This window comes from Gracilibacillus saliphilus, from assembly GCF_010994085.1.
Classification (GTDB): Bacteria; Bacillota; Bacilli; order Bacillales; family Amphibacillaceae; genus Gracilibacillus; species Gracilibacillus lacisalsi.
This window is the reverse complement of sequence record NZ_WJEB01000023.1, coordinates 1-20,376: the sequence shown is the minus strand read 5'-3', so window position 1 is coordinate 20,376 and position 20,376 is coordinate 1. Positions and strand designations below refer to the sequence as shown.

Here is a 20,376-nt window from a genome sequence, read left to right as displayed (position 1 = left end):
TTGTATTTTTAAGTTGCAACTCTAAAGAGGAATCTAGTATAAAAAATAGAAATTATATTATAGCATACGGTTCGAAGGAGAGAATACCATGACACCAAATAAACACGATGAGATTTCCATTTCTGGAACGGTAACATATGAAGATTTTAAGCGACATAACAGTTATCATAGGAGAAGAACTATGTTCATTTATTTTGGTGTAGTTTTTGTGTTACTTGTATTCTTATGGGCTAGTTTCTTCTCAGGCAGTTGGATAATTATCTACCCAATTGCGATCCTCCTTTCGGCAGTGATGATTGGTTTATCAATGCTGATAGCTATTCCTATAGTTAACATGAGGGTGCGCAAGGAATATAAAACAGATCAACGAATACAAATTGAAATGAGCTATGTTATTAATGATGAAGGAATACTTCAGAAAGTTAGAAGATCAAAGAATTTTATAGAGTGGAACGAGATATTTGTAGCAAAAGAAGAATATGATATGTTTCGCCTGTATATTTCTAAAAATAAAGCTATTCTATTACCTAATCATTTTTTCACTTCAATGGAAGAGATAAAGATTTTAAGAATGCTTTTAAAACGTAACTTAGATTCAAAAAAAGTTAAAATAAAATCTTGATAACAAATACCAAAACCCCACTATTTTTATAGGTGTTTCCTCATCAAGAGACCACATCAACAGTGGCGATCGTAGCGGAAGTGGCTTCATCAGCAATCTAAAAAGATGGTTTCAGGCAAAGAGAAGCGCAAACAAATACATTGACACATGCCATTACTACCCTTGAAGGGTAACACGCTAATATTTATCTGGCATCAAAAGCATGAAGCCATTTTCTCTAATCTACATATACTTCGGAAATCATTCGCCTTAACTACAAGGACCATGCGTCTTATCATCCCCTCTTATCAATAGAATGTAAAGAAGATGACCACTGTACAATACAGAAGTCATCTTTTAGATGTAGCGGAAGCCGTATCTAACATTTATTAATTTTAATTTGGTTATTCAAAAGAAGAAAAATTAAACACATATATACCTTCATCAGTACCTATAGAAAACTTTTGATCATTTAACTTACTAATAGCTACTTCTCTATTATAGGCCATCACGTTATCTAAGCTATACTGAGATATAACTTCATTATTTTCTATATTTACTATTGATAAAATAGTATCTGAATCATCTGTTGAAACAAAATATAGATTACCATTGTTCTCAATACTAACTAACTCATGATTATCTAAGACATCGTCACCTTCATTAGAGGATATCTCAACATATTTGCCATTATCTAAATTTATACCTAATACACCAAAATGTAAATGATAAGTTAATACGTTGCCAGTTAGCGCAAGATGAGGAATCTTATTGTAATCGTAATGAGAATCCTCAAATTCTTTTATTTCTTTAACTGAGCCTTCATTAACATCTAATTCGTAAAATATATAACTGTTTGAAGTATTTTTCACTAAATATATCTTATCGTCCACTTGATATCCATTGTCATAGTAGCTATCATCCTCTAAAATAACTTCACCATCTGCGCTATTTAAGACATAAGTAGTTCTAACATCACTGCTAAGTATTAATACATAATCACCTATTTCCGTTATATCATTACTATCATCATCTAACTCACTTAATTCCTTATTCCATAACACCTCTCCACTTGCTTTGTCTGTAGCTTTAATAGAAACAACGCCCGCTTCTTCTACACTTTCATAATGAATGGAATTTTCGTCTTTATTTGATAAATAATATGTTTTAGCTTTAAACACATACTCATCTTCGTCAATTTCTTCCGTACTATCTTCATAAATAGATCTCTTCATGTACTTACTTTCATCTTCATTATGATAATAAACATATCCATTTACAACTTCAGAAACTCCTGAGCCCATAGGAATGTATTTATCTTCCCATATAACATCTCCAGTTTTCCAATCAATAGCTATTAAGCCTACATCTTCATAGTAAACCGCTACTTCATCATCCATGTAAACTACTCTTGAACTATCCCAAACACCATTATCTTCGTAAAAATCATGATCTACATCTGCTAAATTGTTTAAGTTACCGTTTTCCTCATATAAATTTAAAGTTACAACATCTTCATTTTCATTTTTACTATTACTACTCCCTTCATTATTAGAACCTGCATTATTGTCTTCCCCACAAGCTGTTAATAATAAAACTACTATCATAAATAGTAAACTATAAATCCTTTTCATCTTTATACCTCTTCCTATTTAAATTTTTTACTAATGTAATGTACTATTACTATGTATTTATTCAATCATTTAGTATGTACCATACTCCTAAGGTAAGAAGTTAATACAATTTCCTTGATATGTCAATCAAAAACCATTTTATGGTATTCATGTATGCATAGTTACTTAGGATTTTTCTTGATGTTCACGGACCAGTATGGGGAATATATCTTATACAAATGTGTGAAACGTACCACAAGTAAATAAGGTTCTAAAAAAACATAAAAAATCAGAAAATTTCAAAAACACCATTGCTTTTTCCTCCCAATTTATATTATCATAATATGTACTTTTCAAAAAAAGGAGGTTTCAGCGGTGGTTACGTTTATAGCATCTATTGTATTGTTAATTGTTGGCTACATTGTTTACGGGAAGGTGGTTGAACGAATTTTTGGCATTAATGACCGGGATTCAACGCCTGCTTATACCAACAATGATGGTCTTGATTATATGCCAATGAGTTGGTGGAAAGCGAGTTTAATTCAACTATTAAATATCGCTGGAACCGGCCCGATATTTGGTGCAATAATGGGCGCATTATATGGTCCAGTCGCATTTATATGGATTGTTATTGGGTGTATTTTTGCTGGAGCGGTACATGATTACTTTTCGGGGATGATATCACTTAGACATAATGGAGCTCAATTTCCGACACTTGTCGGTAAATATTTGGGCGGTAAAATGAAGTTCGTTACGACGATTGTGTCGATCATATTAATGGTGTTGGTAGCAGCAGCATTTACTGCAGCACCTGCTCAGTTACTAACGCAAATAACGCCACTTAACACGACGACTTGGTTGGTGATTATTTTTGCTTATCTTATACTTGCTGCGATTCTACCAATTAATAAAATAATCGGAAGAGTCTATCCTATATTTGGAGCTATCTTAATTTTTATGGCTGTATCAATCGGTATTGGAATGTTCTTCTTTTTTGATCATCCAATTCCCAATTTAACATTAAGTAATTTACACCCTGGGGAAATGCCTATTTGGCCATTATTAATGGTAACCATATCTTGTGGAGCGATTTCTGGATTTCATAGTACACAAAGTCCCATTTTAGCTCGAACTTTAAGAAAAGAAAGTGAAGGTAGAAAAGTATTTTATGGAGCAATGATTGGTGAAGGCGTTATTGCTATGGTTTGGGCAGCAGCAGGGATGACCTTTTTTGGTAGTACGGGTGCATTGCAAACAGCACTGGATGCAGGAGGTCCAGCTGGGATCGTTAATGAAGTTAGTATAACGACGTTAGGTGCATTTGGCGGATTCATCGCCATTTTAGGTATTGTTGTTCTCCCAATTACCACGGGTGATACGGCATTACGTTCTTCCAGAATGATGTTGGCGGAAGTGTTAACTCAACTGACGAAGAAAGATTTTAATGGGAAAAAGAAATTAGCTTTACTTACCATACCTGTGACTGGTGCAACATTATATCTAACGACGATTGATTATAGCTTTCTCTGGCGTTATGTTGGGGGTTCGAATCAGATTGTTGCTGCGGTGATGTTGTGGACAGCAACCATGTATTTAGTAAAAAATAACAAGTTTCATTGGATTTGTAGTATTCCGGCGTTGTTCATGACAGCGGTAGTAAGTACGTATTTCTTCTATGCACCAGAAGGCTTTAACCTAGACTATGGTATTTCTTTGGTTTTAGGAATGGTTATTTGGTTGGCTGTACTTGCTTGGTTTGTATCGCAACTTATTAACCATAAAAGAGCTAGTAAATATGGAGATTCGCAGCTAAAAGTAGGATAGTGATGGGTATTGCTAACCTCATTTAGATAAACTGTTATGCTTACCCTAAATAAGAAGTTATTATATAGTCTTTTATAAAAAAGGATACCGTACTACATTATTACGGTATCCTCCATGAAGAGATTCAATTGATAGAAAGATTTTTAATAAGTTGTGCTAAATAAAATAGCCCTTTTTCTAATTGTTCTATTGAGGCATATGAATAGGAAATACGAAGGTGCTGATCATCATTATTATCATATACACTTCCTGGATTTAATAAAATTCCTTCTCGCAAGGCTACATCAAATAGTTTTCGGGTGGAAACACCTGTTAATAATTGAAGCCAGATATAAAAGCCACCTTTTGGGGTGCTCCATGTTGCTATGTCAGAAAAATATTTCTTTAACATTTGAATAGTGAAATCCCTTCTGAAGATTAACTCCTCTTTTGTTTCCTTCAAGTAATCCTCATACATACCACTACAAAGCCACTTGTCTACAACGTATTGTGATAAGGAACTTGACCCGTAATCTGTTTGCATTTTGATATCTGCTAAACGATCCATGACAGGTTCAGGCCCCACAATCCAACCGATTCGTAAACCTGGGCTCAATGTTTTAGACATGCTTCCTATATACAGTACATTTCCTTGTGCGTCATTTGCCTTCAAAGGATTTGGTGATGGAGTCTCAAACCATAAATCACCATAAACATCATCCTCGATGATAGGTATAGATTCCCTTTGACAAGCCTCTATTAATTCGAGCCGCCTTTTTTCGGACATTAATGTACCTGTAGGATTGTGGAAAGAAGGGATCGTATAGAGCAAAGTTGCGTTATGCTGTCGCTTCATAGGTCCAATTGAATTACTTTTAATTCCTTCTTCATCAAGTGGAATCCCCATTAAATTCATTCCAGCCGATTGGAAAACGTGAACGGAATTTAAATAGGATGGTGTTTCATGAAGTATTGTTGAACCTCTTTTTAATAATCCAATTGAAATCAACTGCAGGGCTTGAAGTCCTCCAGAAACAATTAAAATTGATTCGGGAGATGCGTTGATTCCCTTTGTTTTCAAATATGTACTAACCGTTTTACGTAAAGAAAGACTTCCTTTTGGCTCCGTATAACCAAGCGATAAAGACTGTTCATTATCTATTTGTAGCAGTTGCTCCATTCTGCTGTTGGGTAACAAGTCTGGTGAAAGTTCTCCTGTTCCCAGTCTAATGATATTAGGATCTGCCTCAGCTTTATTAATTTTTTGGATGATTGTTATATTTGGTTTATGAATACCAGATTTTACATAACTAATCCAATCAGCAGGAGGTGTTGAAGCGAGTAGGCTCCATGTGTTGTTAATCACTCTAGTACCGTTCCCAACCTTAGATTCAATTAGTCCATCGGCAACCAGTTCCTCAAGTGCAGTTACAATTGTACTGCGGTTTACTTGGAAAGATTTTGCTAAATCTCGTTGTGATGGTATTTTAGTACCTATTGTCCATTCACCGTTCATTATTTTGTTTTTCATAAAATCAGATATTTGTTGATGTAAAGGAATGGATGAATTTTTTTGTGGCTTCCACGCTAAATCAGACATAGGTTACCTCCAATCTTTTTTTGAAATTATAACAAAATGGTTGGGTGAATTTCCATCCAATTGGTTGGAGACATATTGGTGATCCTTCGCTATTCTAGATAAGAAGAGGGGGGAACATCGTGGAACCATTATTGCATGGAATAATTCTAGCATTTGGATTAATTTTACCTTTAGGAGTTCAAAATGTATTTGTATTTAATCAAGGAGCGACACACAACAAATTCGTCAACGCTTTACCTGCGATTATTACAGCAGGAATTTGTGATACCATACTCATTTATTTGGCTGTGGCAGGGGTATCCATTATTGTTTTTAGTTTTGAATGGGTCAAGATTTTGTTATTTTTAGTTGGAGTCTTTTTCTTAGCCTATATGGGATGGAGTATGTGGAAAAGCAAACCTGAAATAAGCGATCATCAAGAAAAAAAACATTTTTCTCTACGCCGTCAGGTAACTTTTGCTGCTAGTGTTTCATTATTTAATCCTCATGCTATTATGGATACTATTGGAGTGATAGGAACTAGTTCATTGGCTTATACAGGATATGAAAAATGGGTGTTTACCGTGGCTTGTATAATGATTTCTTGGATCTGGTTCTTTTCCTTGGCGATCTTTGGCAGAAAGATTGGTCAGTTTGATAAAAATGGTAAGTTTTTAAGATTTATGAACCAGGTATCCGCGTTTATTATATGGGGCATGGCTGTTTATATGGGATACCAACTGTACTCATTAGTAAATTAATTTATAGAGTGCTTTACCATAAAAGCAAAGTGAACTGTATCACAAATACTGGTTAAGCAGAGAGTTGAAATAGTCCTTGATCCTAGAACGTGATTCATAAACTCATAGTATGTACATCCTTTTGACTTTGTTAAGTTTTAATTGAAAGAGAGAGCCATCTAGTGAATTATTAGTTTTCTCCCCATGACAGATTCTGTTAACATAATCTCTTACTTTTTTGGTGGTAATGAAGTGTTGGTGGGGAAAAGTACTGGAGTAAAAAATTGTTCTTCTAATCACTTAAAGTAAAATAATCACTATAGAATAAAGCAAAAGGGTAACTACAATCATTACCCTTGTCTTATTCCTTATGTGAAGGTTAGTAAATGTTAGATAGCTTTTATTTATACACTAAGTTGGTTCATCATCATTTTCTTCTTTTTTTCTCATAGCCATATCTGTGATGTATTTAAAGTAATTCTCCAGTTCTTTTAATTCCTCTGGTCCCAAGGCCTTCCAGCGATCGATATCGTGAAAGCCCGAATATTCTATGCCAAACTCTTTAAGAAGGCAGTTGACTTCTGAAATTAGGTTGGAATCGTCACTGTTTTCATTATTAGATTTTCCTGCTAAGTAATCAACTGATACTTCCAAAGATAATGCTAATTTATTTAATGTAGAAATATCTGGTTCTCTTTCTCCATTCTCATACTTAGCAATAGTCGAGTAAGATAGATCAACCTTTTGAGCTAATGCTTTTCTAGAAATATTCCTTTTTAACCTAATGTTTTTTAATCTATTACTGAATTTACTCATTAGTCAGCCTCCATATAACTCATATATTATACTATTTGTCCAAAACACAAAATATATTTAGACAAAATGGGGAAAAAGGGATTGATTTTGGACGTAATGTCCATTATAGTATTATTTAACAGGACATAGCGTCTAATAAAGAAGGTGATTCTATGAGAAGAAACTTAAGACATATTCGAATTAGTAAAGGTTATAAAGAAGTTGATGTAATCGCACAAAAGGTTGGTATTTCAACATCTTATTATTACAAAATTGAACAAGGAAAAAGAACACCTAGTGTTGATTTGGCTAAAAAAATAGCGGATGTATTAAATTGTACGGTTGATGAGCTTTTCTATAATGAGAGCTTGAACGAAATGTCCAGTAATCCGAGTCGGAATTTGAAAAGGCGGTGAGAGCTATGAGATAGGCAATTAGTTTCAAAATGCATATAAGACAAATGTATAGATAAACAGGAAAATACAATAAGGACATGCTTTGAGTACTTGATGAATTAATGAAGGGTTCCAAGGGGATGCAAGTTGGAATAAATAGTTGAACGTAATTAGGAGATTAAACATCCCAAAAAATTAAGACAAAATATTGACTCTCTCCTCGTTTTACTAAGTACTTAATGTAATTTCACGAAATAATCCTTCTATATTCTTCCTGTCCCAATTCATCCAAACCAATACAGTTGAATAAGGAGGTTTCCATATGCATAATAGTGAAGTCGATGCCGACTCATTATTAGAACGAATTGAATTAATGCGGGAAAAATTAGTAGACATCGGATTACGAGAGGGATTAACAGCCCCCTCTACTTTAAAATATAGTGAACTATTAGATGAACAAATAAAAATTTATCAAAAGTTAATGAAATAGATATGAAGGATTTTAGATAAGTGAAGTCTATCATCAAATCAAGGAACTTTATAACCCCCTACTACATTTTTCCTCTAACAATCGTGGGTTGCCTTTCAATATACATAGAATAAAGTGTTCAAACTTATCTAGAAGTTAGTAAAGTTACAACTTAAAACGATTATTCCTCCTAAAACGTTTTAACATTTAAATATCCAAGTCTTCGTGTTTAGTGCAGAGTATAAGTGGAAAATGAAATATATAACTTCATGATAAGGAGGAGTTTAGTTGAAATCGTTAGAGCAAGCACTTCAACATAAAGTAGGTCTTGGAACCGCGCCATTAGGGAATATGTTCAGAGACGTTCCCGAAGAGGAAGCACAAAAAACCATACAAACCGCCTGGGATCAAGGAATTCGCTATTTTGATACTGCACCTTTTTATGGAGCAGGTTTATCGGAAATGCGTTTAGGTGAGGCGTTATCAGAGTATAATCGTGATGATTATTTCATAGGGACTAAAGTTGGACGTTATATTACCGATGAAAAAGAAAATAAAGAAGGGATATTCCAGTATGGTCGTCAAAATAAAGTAATAACAGATTATACAGAGGAAGCCACCATGAAATCTATTGAACAAAGTTTAGACCGGTTAAAAACGGACCGCTTGGATATGGTTTTCGTTCATGATGTTTCCCCTGATTTCCATGGAGATGAATGGATTACAAAATTTGATGAGGCTAGAAATGGCGCCTTTCGTGTCTTAAGTCGGCTTCGTGAAGAAGGGGTGATTAAATCATGGGGAGTTGGTGTCAATACAACCGAACCTATTGAACTAGTGATGGGTTTGGAAGAAGCTCAGCCTGATGTCTGCTTATCTGCCACTCAATACACGCTTTTACAGCATGAGCAATCCTTAGAGCGCATGCTGCAAAGAGCTGAGGAAAAAGGTGTAGATATCATTGTAGGAAGTCCATTTAATTCTGGTGTGTTACTTGGAGGAGATCATTTTGATTATGCTAAAGCTGGTGCTGATATATTAAATAAAGTAAAGCAGTTAGAAGAAATTGCTGAAAATCATAATGTAAGCTTGAAAGCAGCAGCATTACAATTTTCAACGGCACACCCAGCAGTAAAAGCTGTCATTCCAGGTTCAACACGTCCAGAACATAATGCAGAAGATGTAGAGATGATTAATAAAGATATCCCACAATCCTTTTGGACTGAATTAGTGGACAAAGGATTTATTTCTAAGCGAGCACCATTGCCAACTAGATAACGAAGGTTATTCGAGGAAAGATTTGTCTCCTTTAAACACTTATCAAAAATCGGGTGCATTACTGAAGTATAAATGCACCCGATGTAATTCACAACAAGAAGTTCTTTAAGATAACAGAGTTGAAGAGCAGAACTAGTGAATACCCCCTGTTTGCCAAGGGGAATTTTGTTCTTGTATTCTTCTACTATTGGTTACTCATGTATTTATTTTTGAAAAGCTATGGTCGTATTATTATTTTCTCTTGCAGTCGTTTTCCTTGTTAAAGAAAAAACCGCACACCCTAACGATACGACAATAAGAACTCCACCAAACCAAGACGTATGAGCAACAGTCCCTGTCTGACTCAACACGATACCACCAAAACCTGATCCAATCGAAATACCAACTTGCAACGCTGAATTATTAAAGCTTTGCTGAATATCCGATGTAGCCGGATCTGTTTGAATCAAATAGCTTTGTTGAGGTGGAGCTAGACTCCAGCTTAATGCTGCCCAAATCATCATAATTGGTATAAATACAATAAGCGAAAAAGTAGTGAATGGTAAGATGAATAATACTACAGCAAAAGAAACAATGACGACAATGATACTTTTTTGAGCTCCAATCGAATCGGATAGACTTCCTCCGAATGCTCCACCACTTACCGCTGCAATTCCAAATAATAGATAACAGATACTGATCCAACTAGAATTTAGCTGAAGTTCCGTTTCTAAAAATGGAGTAAAGTAGGCATAAAGCGTGTAATGTCCTGCTAGCATAAACATAGTCGCAAGATGTGCACTACCTATTTTTAAGCTACTTACTGCTTTTAATTGCTGTGAAAGTGGAACGGTGTTTTCTCCAGATAATCGCTCCAAAAAGATCGAAATCAGTACAAAGGAACCGATAGATAAAATAGCTATCCCGAGAAAAATAACACGCCAACCAAATTTGTCAGAAATCAAAATCCCTAGTGGTACTCCCATAACAAGTGATGAACTAATTCCCATATAAATTAGACCCAGAGCCTTCGCTCGGTGTTCTGGTGCAACAACCTTGGCAGCAATCGTTAAGGATAGTACCACGATAAGTGCTGTACTCATTGCGGTGATAATTCTTGCAATCATCATAAAGGTAAAATTCGGACTGAAATAGGTCATAATATTACCAATGAAGAAAACAAATAAAGATAGTAAATATAATTTCTTTCGCTCTATTTTGCTCGTTAGAACTAGTAATACAGGGCCAGATACAGCATAAATAAGTGCGAAAATCGTGATTAGTTGTCCTGCTGAACTTAAAGTGATATTTAAATCATCTGCAATAGTTGGAAGTATGCCACCAATAATTAATTCAACTAGTCCAACTGCTACAGTGGATAATGCTAGTATAAAAACTTTTACATTCATATTCTGTTTTACGTCCTTTCTACTAAAGTGATTTATAGGAAATAAAAAAATCCTGATTACAGAAAACGAATCATTCATTTTCTGTAATCAGGATTTTAAGGTTCCTGGTAGAGACCCTCACGCCATATTCTGAGGTTATACAGGTTGTATTATTTTATTTATAAACACTTTGAATAGTTTACTAGCTATTTGGTTATTTTTCAAGTGGTAATTTTTTGTGACACTAACCAAAAGTTGAAGTATGGGTTTTTAAAAAGAGATAATTCGACTATTACATAATGAAAATCGGTATACCAAATAAAACTTACTATTCACATCTACTATGGTAGTTTAAGTAAAAAATGGTAAAATAAAAGTAGCGAAAATAGGGGGATTTTTATAGGAATAGGTTTACTTTTCTTTTCTTCCTTTTATTGATTAAGGTCGGTTTATTTATTGTGAATTTTTCCGAGGATAAATGAATCCGTTTCACTAATCGTTAATATTAGTGGAAGAAGTAGTCTAATAGAACAATTGAAGGAAATTAAAGTTCTGTTGGTATAATTTTAGTATGTGTATTTGTTATAAGCACTTAGAGTAACGAGCAGGTTAAGTAAAAGATAGTAAATCGATGTAAAGGGTGTTTATGATGAGCGAGCAAAGGTTTTTCCCTGAATTAGAGACTAGCAGATTAAAATTAAGAAATGTTAACGAAGAAGATGCAGAGTTTATATTTAAGCTTTTCAGTAACGAAAAAATATGTGAATTTCTATATGATGAAGAAATATTTACAAAAAAAGAAGAAGCGCTTGAACTTATAGAGTGGAACACAAACCCTGAAGAAAAAGGGCATAATAGATGGGTTATAGAGAAGAAAGATAGCAATGAACAGATTGGCACCTGTGGATTTGATTTGTGGGATAGAACTAATAATATAGCGGAAATAGGGTATGATTTATGGTATGAATTTTGGAGTTATGGATATATGAAAGAGGCATTAATTGCAGCAATAGAGAGTGGATTTACCAATATGAAACTAAATAGAATAAATGCATATGTAGCTTTGGGAAATAAAAGATCCACAAATACATTAGAAAGCTTAGGATTTAAAAATGAGGGCATTTATCGAGACAAACATTTATTTAGAGGCAAATACTATGACCATTATTCGTATTCGCTACTAAAAAAGGACTGGTATTAATAATAGAATTCTTCAATTAAAAGGTGCAAGAATTGAAAATAGATGGTTATTGATGAAAAAAGAATGAAAGATATTGGAGGGGATGGAAAGTGAATCAGAATGATTTAATATTACTAAATTTTGAAGAAATTAGACGTAGGAGTAAAAAAGTATGGAGGGCAATACCGAGCAATATGCTAGATTGGAAGCCTGATGAAAGGGCAATGACTTGTGCCGAGATGATTAGACATATATTAGAAGGTGAGTTTCTTTATCACCAAATTCTCAAGGGAAAAGGTAGTGGAGCATTAACCAATTTATCTAATCCTTTTGATACAAAACAATTTACAACAGTAGAAGATGAATTGGCATATGCTCAACCATATCGCGAGAAATTTATTAGTTACATAAAGACAATCAATCCTAGTGATTTTGAAAATATTGAAATAGACCGATCTGATGTAGGATATGTTAGAACACTTGGAGATATGCTATTGCGTATTGCTTATCATGAATCTGTTCATACAGGTCAGTTGTTAGATTATATGAGAACGATGGATATTGATAGACCTCAAATATGGGATTAAATATCTTCGTTTCTTGTTGATCGATTTGGCAACTCAAGAAGAATCTTGTTGCTGCTGAAATGGAGATTAAAGATTTGACAAAAATGGTATTCTACTTAGTTGGGGATTTTGAAGCGGAACAACGAAGAAAAATAATCGGAGATTTTCTTGGAGAACATCTTCCTTGCACTACAATGCTATATGTAGGAGAACTAGCAGCACCTTCGCTTAAAGTAGAAATTGATGCATGGGCTTGTAAAGATATTTGATATGTAGAAGAGGCAGTACTCATCTAGCACAACCATTTAATCAATTATAGTAATTCATTAAATGGTGTACTTAAGCTATCTAGTGTAATGGTTAAACAATACGATTGTATAGTGCTTTGAATAATGTATTTTAAGAATATGTTTTACTTAGAATCTTTTTTTAGAAGGGGGATAAACTATAATATGCATCATTGTATTGGACTTTCTGGAAGTGTAATTATGTCAGATCCTGAAAAGTTCCCTTTCTTATTTAGGAAGAAAAATGTAAATCATATTGAGATTGGTGAGTTTCCAAGTGAAGAGTCTTTTAAAAATTTTTTAGAGCTATTAAAGGAAAAGAATGTAACATTTGGTCTACACTCACCTTTGTACAGAAATCAAAGTAAATATGATTTGTTGGAAAAGATACAATACGAACCTGAACAGGCATGGGAACAGTTTGAATCGGAAGTTAAATATATGTCCCAGTTAGGGGCAAAGTATATTTTAGGGCACTTTCCTTATTTTAAGGAAGAAAAAGATATAGATACTAATAAAATAATAGAAAATGGAATAAAAAGATTACATTTACTACAAGAAAAATATTCTATAACAATTGTTTGCGAGCCAAAACTAGGACTTAACAGGTCAGCGTTTGGAATTAGATCTCTTGATAATTTTCCAATTGAAATTTGGGACAAGTATGGAATAAAACTTTGCATTGACATAGGGGATTATTTATTAGCGACTGGAGATAAGGTAATGGATTATATTGAAAAATGGAAGAAGCATATAAAGGTAGTCCATTTACACAACGTAGAGTTTCATAATAATAAATACATTTGGGTACCTGTTCACCCGTCACACGAAATCGACAATCTACACTTTAATGTAAAAGAATTAATATATAAACTATCGACAAGTTCAGGTGTGTATTTTGTTTTTGAACACACACCACATACAAATCCAACAGAAACGTTCGTAAATGAAGGAATTAATTGGGTGAAAGAAATAATAAGAAGTTAACCAAAAATATGATATTTCAACAAAAGGTACAAGAGTTTAACAAGGCGATTATCAAACGATCGTCTTTTTTTATGGGTTAAATTAAAAATGAAACATTGGAATATTATGCTAAAATAATGGAATAAGATATTGTGCTAACGGGGCGGGTTGTTTTAATAAGACATAGAGGGGATGCGATTATGCGTGATAGAGGTTCAGTAGTAATTATAGAAAGTAAAAAGGTTGGACTAATTAGAAGAATAAGAGATGGTTCTGTTTATTACGTTTTTCCTGGTGGTGGGATTGAAAATGGAGAAACACCCGAAGATGCTGCGAAAAGAGAAGCTTTAGAAGAACTTGGAGTAAAAGTTAAGGTTAATAAGTGCATTGCAGAAGTAAAATTTAACGGAACTCAATACTTTTTCTTATCTGAAATCATTGATGGAACATTTGGCACAGGACAAGGTGAAGAATACACAGACAAGGATAGAGATAGATTAACGTATTCGCCAATGTGGATGGATTTAGAAAGGTTATCATCTATTGATGTTAAACCGAAAGAGGTTGCTTTAAAGGTTCAATCATTATTAAAGTGACGGGCATGTTTGTTCAATAAGAAATTACAAAAGGAATGAGCATTTACTGTGAATAAGAATAGACGTATTAATGTCTAATAAAAAAATAATGCAAAAAGTGGTCAATGTTATAATTCACTTTAATAATAACTGCATATTTTGCTAAAAGGAAAACAATTCGTCTATCTAGCTTATATACGTAGTGTAAAACATCTGTAAGACCAACTACTGATTAGTCTCTTTTATTCAACTCTTTTTACAACCACATAAGACCACCCGTCTGCAACTGCCCCATTCACCTCTGTCCTATTTCCCTCTTGATCTTTAATGATTGCCTCTTTTTTAACAACCGACTTATACAATTGTTCATCTGTTTTTAATAAAGCATGTTTCAACGTTGCTCCTTTAAAAAGTTTAATTGTCTGGTTGTTAATCGTCACGATCATGAAAATCACCTCCGACTTAGTTGATTTTTCTTTATTATGACATAATCAAGCTAATTTTCAAAAAAATTACATTAAATTAACAGTCCCTTAGTATCTTACCTTTATAATCGCAAGTGCAAACCTATAATATGAAAGGAAGGAATAACAAATGCTAAATTCACAGCAGCACTTGTCGAGAAAGTTTAATTTTTTTCTGGTAATCGTAGCAGCAATCTATTTGGTAATTGGACTAGCTATCCCGACCTCTGCCCAAACGGTTGAAAACAGCGATCCAATAGATTTAAAGATTCTACATACAAATGATATTCATGCGCAAATTGAGGATTTTGGAAAAGTAGGGGCGTATATACAATCAGAGAGGGAAGAGTCCGAATATTCCATGTACTTAGATGCAGGCGATATTTTTAGCGGTAATCCAGTTGTCGATCTTCAATTTGGAAAACCTATTGTTGATCTGCTAAATGATATGGAATTACAAGCCATGGCCATTGGTAATCATGAATTTGATTATGGTCAGGAGGAAATGGTTAAACGTATCAACCAATCTGATTTTCACTGGTTAAGTGCGAACATAGAGGTTGGTGAAGGTACGGAAGCTGATGTTCCGCAACCAGCACCTTATGAAATTTTTGACGTGAATGGCTTAAAAGTAGCTGTATTTTCTCTTACGGAAACACCTCCTTCGACAGCACCTGCTGGTATCGAAGGACTTACGTTTAATGACCCCATTGAAACAGCTAAGCAATACGAATCTGAATTAACAGAAAAAGCAGATGTACTTATTGCATTAACGCATATCGGTTATTCAGAAGATCAGAAATTAGCTCAGGAAGTAGATTATTTTGATGTCATTATCGGTGGACACAGTCATACAACACTAAATAACCCAAATACCGACAATGGCACGCCAATTGTACAAACAGGTGGTAATGCAGCAAATATAGGTAACCTTACTCTACAGATTAATTCAGAAACAAAAGAAGTAGAAAATGTCGACTATTTCTTGCAATCGATTTCTAGTTTAGAAGACGTGGATGATAGTATTCAAACTAAAGTCGATAAGTATATTGCCGATATGGATGAACTTTTGTCAGAAGAAATTGGTTACACAGAAACAGGGCTGAGCAGAAATGGTAGCCTTGATACACCATTAGGTAATTTTTGGACAGATGCTATGCGTTTTAAAACTGATGCAGATATAGCTTTAACGAATGGTGGTGGCATTCGTGCAAGTATCCCTGCAGGTCCTTTAACTGTTAATGATATTTACACGATTGAACCTTTTGCTAATGAAATTATGAAACTCGAAATGACAGGTGCTGCGCTTAAGGATGTTATGCAGTATTCTTATGAGCGTGATGGACGTAATAGAATCGATTTGCAAACTTCTGGCCTTCATTATAAAGTGATTACCAACAATGCTGGCAAATTCATTGATGTTGAATTAGAAGTAGATGGAGAGCCTGTCGAAGAGGATCAAACCTATACAGTAGCAGTTAGTGATTACATTGGTACAGGCGGAAGTGGTTATCATTTTGAAGGTGAAGTTTTAGCCGCTTTAACAGGTATGATGACAGATGCGATGATAGATTATGCAAAGCATCTTACGCAAAATGGCGAAAAAATTAATTATTCGGGTAATGAACGTATTGAAATCGAAATTGACAACGATGCACCAATTGCTGGCGAAGTGATTGGACACACGAATAATGGCTTGTCGTCAGATAACAAGATGTCCGGAGATGCTAGTTTAGGAAATCTCTATACCGATGCAGTACGTGATCTAACGGGTGCCGATTTTAGTATGCTAAATGGATCTTCTGTAGAAGGGTCTATACCAGCAGGTGATATTACGGATGGCCAAATTGAGTTTTTAGACGGATTTGGAAATGAAGTGGTTGTTGTCACAACTACGGTTGAAGAAATGAAAGAAATATTCTTAGAGCAGTCTAATTATCACAACGGAACGGATATACAAGTATCAGGATTGCATTACGAACTTGTGAAAGAAAACAATTCTTTTGTTGATGTGAATTTCACATTACCTGATGGTACACCATTAGATGAGTCAATAGAATATACGGTTGCGTATAATGACTACATGCATGGAAGTAATTATTATCAATTAGGTAATGAAACAGGAAATGAAAGTTACGGTAAAGTATGGGAAGCAGTGGTTGAATATGTAACGAATCATGATGGACCGATCGATTATGAAGAAGGTACTAGAATCACGATCACAGATACACCTGTAGAACCGCCGACAGAAGATGGGGATTTCATTACAGTTTCCCAGGCAATTGCCAACAATGAAGGTACTGAGACAGTAAGAGGCTATATTGTGGGCACCATGACTGGTAATTTTGATGGTGACTTTACGCATACCAACTTGATGTTAGCAGATTCCCCAGATGAACGAAATATGGATAACATTATTCCAGTACAATTGCCATCTGGTGCGATTCGTAATGATTTGAATCTAGTAGATAACCCGGATAATTTAGGGAAATGGATTGAGATTACTGGTGATTTAGAAGCGTATTTTGGAATGCCGGGATTGAAGTCTCCTGCTAGTTTTGAATGGGTCGAAGAAGAACCAACACCTGCGCCTAATGAAACGATTACTATTAATGAGGCACGGAATGCTGATGATGGACAGGAAGTTACAATTGAAGGTGTGGTAACTACCGATACTGGAAATTGGGGAAGCCAAGGTTTTTATGTGCAGGATGAAACGGCTGGTATCTATATCTTCCAAAATGAATTAGAACTGGAACAAGGTGATCTTGTCCAACTTACGGGGATAAAAGGAAAATATCGTGGAGAATTGCAAATCTCTTCTTTATCTCACCTTGAAAAATTGGGAGAAGGTGACGTGCCAGCTCCGATCCATGTTACGCCTTCACAAATCTCAAGTGCTAATGAAGCCCAGCTTGTTCAATTGGAAGGAGCAGTCATTTCAGAACTAAATGAAGTGAATGACTATGGCACATTTGAATTTAACGCAACAATTGACGGAGAAACCGTACTGGTACGTGTAGATAATCGTACAGGACTGGTGTTTAATGATTTTGACTTTGCAAATGGCGACAAGGTTAATATTGTAGGTGTTTCCAGTCAATTTGATGGAACGACCCAGTTAAAGCCTCGTGGTGCAAATGATATTGAATTATATGAAGAAGAAACACCAGAACCAGAAGATCCAAATGAAGAGGATCCAGAAACCCCTAAACAAGATCATGTTCGTGCAGACGTTGTTATTACAGACCAAACAGCAACAATCATTGATGAGTCTGTGGAATTGCTGAATGATAATGGAACGCTAATGATTGATATTACTGACATGGAGTCAGACACTGTACAAGTAGATATCACGAGTGATCAATTAGCTCAATTAGTACAAAAAAATGCATTAATAGAGATTATCAGGGAGCAAGAAATAACATTACAAATTCCTGCCAGTAATTTTGCAGAAAACAATCAGCTATCCATTGCTTTAGAAAAAATAGACCATGATAACCCAATCAGTTCAGTTTATGATTTATCTATCTTTGATGGAGAAGACCTTATCTCTGAATTTGATCAAGCGATAACGTTAATATTCCCTATTCAAATAGATCATGTTCAGGATACAGATGAACTGCAAGTATATTATTTAAATAACCAAGATGAATGGGAAGCCATTGGTGGTTACTATCAAGAAGGTACAGTTACAGCAGCAACAGATCATTTCAGTGTATTTACTGTATTAGAAGACACCCCTGATTCAGAAGATCCAATAGATCCAGTGGACCCGAAAGACCCAAGTGATCCAACAGACCCGAAAGACCCAAGTGACCCAACAGATCCGAAGGACCCGAAAGACCCAAGTGACCCAACAGATCCGAAGGACCCGAAAGATCCAAGTGATCCAACAGATCCGAAAGAACCATCAGATCCAGATAATTCGAACGATTCAACGGACGATCAGAAAGATGGTGAAAAAAGTACTCCAGACACAATGAAAAATAAGTCTGAAGGAAATGAGTTGCCAGAAACTGCTACTGGCACTTTCAATTGGTTAACAGCAGGTTTGATCATACTCTTAGTGGGAGCTATGATACTAATTGCTAGACGTAATAAAAAAATAGAATAATAGACGAAATCCCCTTTGCTTGTATGTAGAGGGGATTTTTATTCAGAGCGATTATCAAATGATCGTCTTTTTTTATGGGTGAAATTAAAAATGAAATATTGGAATATTATGTTAAAATAGTGTAATAAGATATCGTGCTAACTGGTTGGGTTAGTGAATTCGGATTAATATTTAATTATAAAGGTACTTGGCTGTTGTCATTATATATTCAGACAATATCCTGCATTTATTTTAAATTGGAGGAGTTTACATGGTATTTTTAATCATGTTAGGTGGTATTTTTTTAGGTTTGATTACTTTTATGTTTACTTTTATAGTATCTAAAAGAAATGGTAAGTATTATTTAGCACCAATAGTGACATTTCTTTTTTCTATTGTCGTTACAGCATATGGTTTTATTGTGATTCGAGGTTTTGAGGGTATGGCATACGGTTTCTTAGCAGCAGGATTTTTAATCGTTAGTATTGTTGGTACACTTCTTTTGCCATTATTAGTGCGTAGGAAGGAACCACAGGAATTTAAGAAATTTGATAAAATTATTCTTGCCATCCTGCCGATTATATTTATTGCGACGATTGGGTTGGTTATCTATTCTGATCAAGGTTACTGGATTATTGATAAAGGAGAAACAACATATACAGAAGATGCTGGAAGGGGTGAAAGCTATTATAGGACTTCCACTATTTCGGAAGGTAAAAAACAAGTAACGCTCAGATTAGGAGAAAAATATTTAGGAAAAGAAATTGTAGTTGAAAGTGTAAGTAAATGGAGACCGACTGAAATCACTGTTAAAATTGTTGAAGGTGAGAATAAGGATAAAACGCCTTATATTATGATAGGCTTAGATGAAATAAGAGAACCTTTAAAGGTGCAATCAACAGATGGAATGGTTTTTGAATCTATGGATAAAGTAAGCAATTAACTTATCGAATTTCATACATCGTTTTACTAATTTTGGATTATAAAGGAACATTGTGAAATAGTGTGCTAAATGTACTTAGGGTGGCTAATAGAATTTGTCATGTTATTAATATTTGGCTATTCATTCCGATTTTTATAACTACACATACTATTAATAAAAAATACTTATCTTATTCTTCCTTTAACGGGAGCAATTCTGGAATAGAAATTAGTGCCAATCAGGACAATGAGGCAATTTAACTATATATCATTTTTTATGGGAGTGGTTATGTGAATAGAAAAACCTTTAACATAATTGGGTGGATTCTACTTTTGGGAATGGGTGCTTTGTGGATAGGGTTTGGCTATTCAAGTTGGTACTTATTATTAACTCTAATGGCATATTTTTCTTTTGCAATTAACGATGGTAGCATTAAAAAATTCGGAAAAATAAAACAGATGTCCTTACTACAAGTAATTCTCATATTGTTTGCATTTATTGTGTCGGTGAGTATTGTATTCGGTCTTATCCAATTAGCTAATTACCTGATAAACGACATATTTCACTTAACTGGGGGGATAAAAATACTCAGCGAGATTATTGCTGTGGTACTTTCATTATACCCTGCTAAGTTTACTTTTGGCACTGTTATTTTTAACGTTCTTCAGAAAGAAGTCTCC

General features: G+C 34.6%; 18 protein-coding genes, 1 pseudogene and 1 riboswitch. Of the genes and pseudogenes, 14 read left to right on the top strand and 5 right to left on the bottom strand.

Translation table 11 applies throughout. The annotated features are described in order from the left end of the window. Positions 1–88: 88 nt before the first annotated feature. On the top strand, positions 89–622 hold the full coding sequence (locus GHT08_RS14640) for a YcxB family protein (RefSeq protein WP_163582148.1): 534 nt from the start codon (positions 89–91) through the stop codon (positions 620–622). A gap of 383 nt (positions 623–1,005) precedes the next feature. On the opposite strand, the gene GHT08_RS14635 is transcribed toward GHT08_RS14640, so the two are convergent. After that, the gene (locus GHT08_RS14635) at positions 1,006–2,235 is read right to left on the bottom strand and encodes an outer membrane protein assembly factor BamB family protein (RefSeq protein WP_163582146.1); all 1,230 of its coding nucleotides are present in this window, start codon (positions 2,233–2,235) and stop codon (positions 1,006–1,008) included. Between the two features lie 354 nt (positions 2,236–2,589). On the opposite strand from GHT08_RS14635, the gene GHT08_RS14630 reads away from it, so the two are divergent. Next, positions 2,590–4,038, top strand: a complete 1,449-nt coding sequence (locus GHT08_RS14630) for a carbon starvation CstA family protein (protein WP_163582145.1) — start codon at positions 2,590–2,592, stop codon at positions 4,036–4,038. A gap of 124 nt (positions 4,039–4,162) precedes the next feature. On the opposite strand, the gene GHT08_RS14625 is transcribed toward GHT08_RS14630, so the two are convergent. Continuing rightward, entirely contained in the window at positions 4,163–5,617 is a 1,455-nt protein-coding gene (locus tag GHT08_RS14625) for an aminotransferase-like domain-containing protein (RefSeq protein ID WP_163582144.1), read from the bottom strand. Between the two features lie 119 nt (positions 5,618–5,736). Between GHT08_RS14625 and GHT08_RS14620 the strand changes: the two genes are divergently transcribed. Next, positions 5,737–6,357 carry a LysE/ArgO family amino acid transporter gene (locus tag GHT08_RS14620; RefSeq protein WP_163582143.1) on the top strand — a complete coding sequence of 207 codons (621 nt, stop codon included), beginning with the start codon at positions 5,737–5,739 and terminating at the stop codon, positions 6,355–6,357. Positions 6,358–6,747: 390 nt separating this feature from the next. Here GHT08_RS14620 and GHT08_RS14615 read toward each other — a convergent pair whose 3' ends face one another. Beyond that, entirely contained in the window at positions 6,748–7,152 is a 405-nt protein-coding gene (locus GHT08_RS14615; protein WP_163582141.1) for a helix-turn-helix domain-containing protein, read from the bottom strand. Between the two features lie 152 nt (positions 7,153–7,304). On the opposite strand from GHT08_RS14615, the gene GHT08_RS14610 reads away from it, so the two are divergent. From GHT08_RS14610 to GHT08_RS14600, 3 genes are all read left to right on the top strand, one after another. Then, positions 7,305–7,547: a helix-turn-helix transcriptional regulator gene (locus GHT08_RS14610; RefSeq protein ID WP_163582140.1), complete on the top strand. Its 243-nt coding sequence runs from the start codon at positions 7,305–7,307 to the stop codon at positions 7,545–7,547. Between the two features lie 301 nt (positions 7,548–7,848). Next, positions 7,849–8,016 carry an aspartyl-phosphate phosphatase Spo0E family protein gene (locus tag GHT08_RS14605; RefSeq protein ID WP_163582138.1) on the top strand — a complete coding sequence of 56 codons (168 nt, stop codon included), beginning with the start codon at positions 7,849–7,851 and terminating at the stop codon, positions 8,014–8,016. 267 nt (positions 8,017–8,283) lie between these two features. After that, the gene (locus GHT08_RS14600) at positions 8,284–9,273 is read left to right on the top strand and encodes an aldo/keto reductase (protein ID WP_163582137.1); all 990 of its coding nucleotides are present in this window, start codon (positions 8,284–8,286) and stop codon (positions 9,271–9,273) included. Positions 9,274–9,476: 203 nt separating this feature from the next. Here GHT08_RS14600 and GHT08_RS14595 read toward each other — a convergent pair whose 3' ends face one another. Further along, positions 9,477–10,661, bottom strand: coding sequence for an MFS transporter (locus GHT08_RS14595; protein WP_163582135.1), 1,185 nt, complete (start codon positions 10,659–10,661; stop codon positions 9,477–9,479). 64 nt (positions 10,662–10,725) lie between these two features. After that, positions 10,726–10,824, bottom strand: a riboswitch (purine riboswitch). Between the two features lie 465 nt (positions 10,825–11,289). Here GHT08_RS14595 and GHT08_RS14590 point away from each other — a divergent pair. The 5 genes and pseudogenes from GHT08_RS14590 to GHT08_RS14570 all read left to right on the top strand — a co-directional run bounded on the left by GHT08_RS14590 (position 11,290) and on the right by GHT08_RS14570 (position 14,235). After that, positions 11,290–11,841 (top strand): GNAT family N-acetyltransferase, encoded by a 552-nt coding sequence (locus GHT08_RS14590; protein ID WP_163582134.1) that lies wholly within the window; start codon positions 11,290–11,292, stop codon positions 11,839–11,841. 89 nt (positions 11,842–11,930) lie between these two features. After that, entirely contained in the window at positions 11,931–12,407 is a 477-nt protein-coding gene (locus GHT08_RS14585; RefSeq protein WP_163582132.1) for a DinB family protein, read from the top strand. 32 nt (positions 12,408–12,439) lie between these two features. Continuing rightward, a pseudogene (locus tag GHT08_RS14580) lies at positions 12,440–12,655 on the top strand (RidA family protein); the annotation flags it as partial. Positions 12,656–12,874: 219 nt separating this feature from the next. Next, entirely contained in the window at positions 12,875–13,660 is a 786-nt protein-coding gene (locus GHT08_RS14575; RefSeq protein WP_238343591.1) for a TIM barrel protein, read from the top strand. Between the two features lie 179 nt (positions 13,661–13,839). Further along, a complete protein-coding gene (locus tag GHT08_RS14570; RefSeq protein WP_163582129.1) occupies positions 13,840–14,235 on the top strand; it encodes an NUDIX hydrolase in 396 nt (131 codons plus the stop codon). A gap of 221 nt (positions 14,236–14,456) precedes the next feature. On the opposite strand, the gene GHT08_RS14565 is transcribed toward GHT08_RS14570, so the two are convergent. Then, on the bottom strand, positions 14,457–14,660 hold the full coding sequence (locus GHT08_RS14565; RefSeq protein WP_163582127.1) for a hypothetical protein: 204 nt from the start codon (positions 14,658–14,660) through the stop codon (positions 14,457–14,459). A gap of 148 nt (positions 14,661–14,808) precedes the next feature. Here GHT08_RS14565 and GHT08_RS14560 point away from each other — a divergent pair, with 148 nt between their 5' ends. From GHT08_RS14560 to GHT08_RS14550, 3 genes are all read left to right on the top strand, one after another. Next, on the top strand, positions 14,809–18,795 hold the full coding sequence (locus GHT08_RS14560) for a 5'-nucleotidase C-terminal domain-containing protein (RefSeq protein ID WP_163582126.1): 3,987 nt from the start codon (positions 14,809–14,811) through the stop codon (positions 18,793–18,795). Between the two features lie 250 nt (positions 18,796–19,045). After that, a complete protein-coding gene (locus tag GHT08_RS14555; protein WP_163582124.1) occupies positions 19,046–19,717 on the top strand; it encodes an MFS transporter in 672 nt (223 codons plus the stop codon). A gap of 269 nt (positions 19,718–19,986) precedes the next feature. Next, positions 19,987–20,376, top strand: a 390-nt coding sequence (locus tag GHT08_RS14550; RefSeq protein WP_163582123.1) for a disulfide bond formation protein DsbD, incomplete at its 3' end; no start/stop codon positions are given.

What these genes read in the sequence shown, in the direction of transcription:
- GHT08_RS14640 (WP_163582148.1), top strand. Translation starts at nt 89, where the DNA reads ATGACACCAAATAAACACGATGAGATTTCCATTTCTGGAACGGTAACA.
- GHT08_RS14635 (WP_163582146.1), bottom strand. Translation starts at nt 2,235, where the DNA reads ATGAAAAGGATTTATAGTTTACTATTTATGATAGTAGTTTTATTATTA.
- GHT08_RS14625 (WP_163582144.1), bottom strand. Translation starts at nt 5,617, where the DNA reads ATGTCTGATTTAGCGTGGAAGCCACAAAAAAATTCATCCATTCCTTTA.
- GHT08_RS14615 (WP_163582141.1), bottom strand. Translation starts at nt 7,152, where the DNA reads ATGAGTAAATTCAGTAATAGATTAAAAAACATTAGGTTAAAAAGGAAT.
- GHT08_RS14610 (WP_163582140.1), top strand. Translation starts at nt 7,305, where the DNA reads ATGAGAAGAAACTTAAGACATATTCGAATTAGTAAAGGTTATAAAGAA.
- GHT08_RS14605 (WP_163582138.1), top strand. Translation starts at nt 7,849, where the DNA reads ATGCATAATAGTGAAGTCGATGCCGACTCATTATTAGAACGAATTGAA.
- GHT08_RS14595 (WP_163582135.1), bottom strand. Translation starts at nt 10,661, where the DNA reads ATGAATGTAAAAGTTTTTATACTAGCATTATCCACTGTAGCAGTTGGA.
- GHT08_RS14590 (WP_163582134.1), top strand. Translation starts at nt 11,290, where the DNA reads ATGAGCGAGCAAAGGTTTTTCCCTGAATTAGAGACTAGCAGATTAAAA.
- GHT08_RS14575 (WP_238343591.1), top strand. Translation starts at nt 12,875, where the DNA reads ATGTCAGATCCTGAAAAGTTCCCTTTCTTATTTAGGAAGAAAAATGTA.
- GHT08_RS14570 (WP_163582129.1), top strand. Translation starts at nt 13,840, where the DNA reads ATGCGTGATAGAGGTTCAGTAGTAATTATAGAAAGTAAAAAGGTTGGA.
- GHT08_RS14565 (WP_163582127.1), bottom strand. Translation starts at nt 14,660, where the DNA reads ATGATCGTGACGATTAACAACCAGACAATTAAACTTTTTAAAGGAGCA.
- GHT08_RS14560 (WP_163582126.1), top strand. Translation starts at nt 14,809, where the DNA reads ATGCTAAATTCACAGCAGCACTTGTCGAGAAAGTTTAATTTTTTTCTG.
- GHT08_RS14555 (WP_163582124.1), top strand. Translation starts at nt 19,046, where the DNA reads ATGGTATTTTTAATCATGTTAGGTGGTATTTTTTTAGGTTTGATTACT.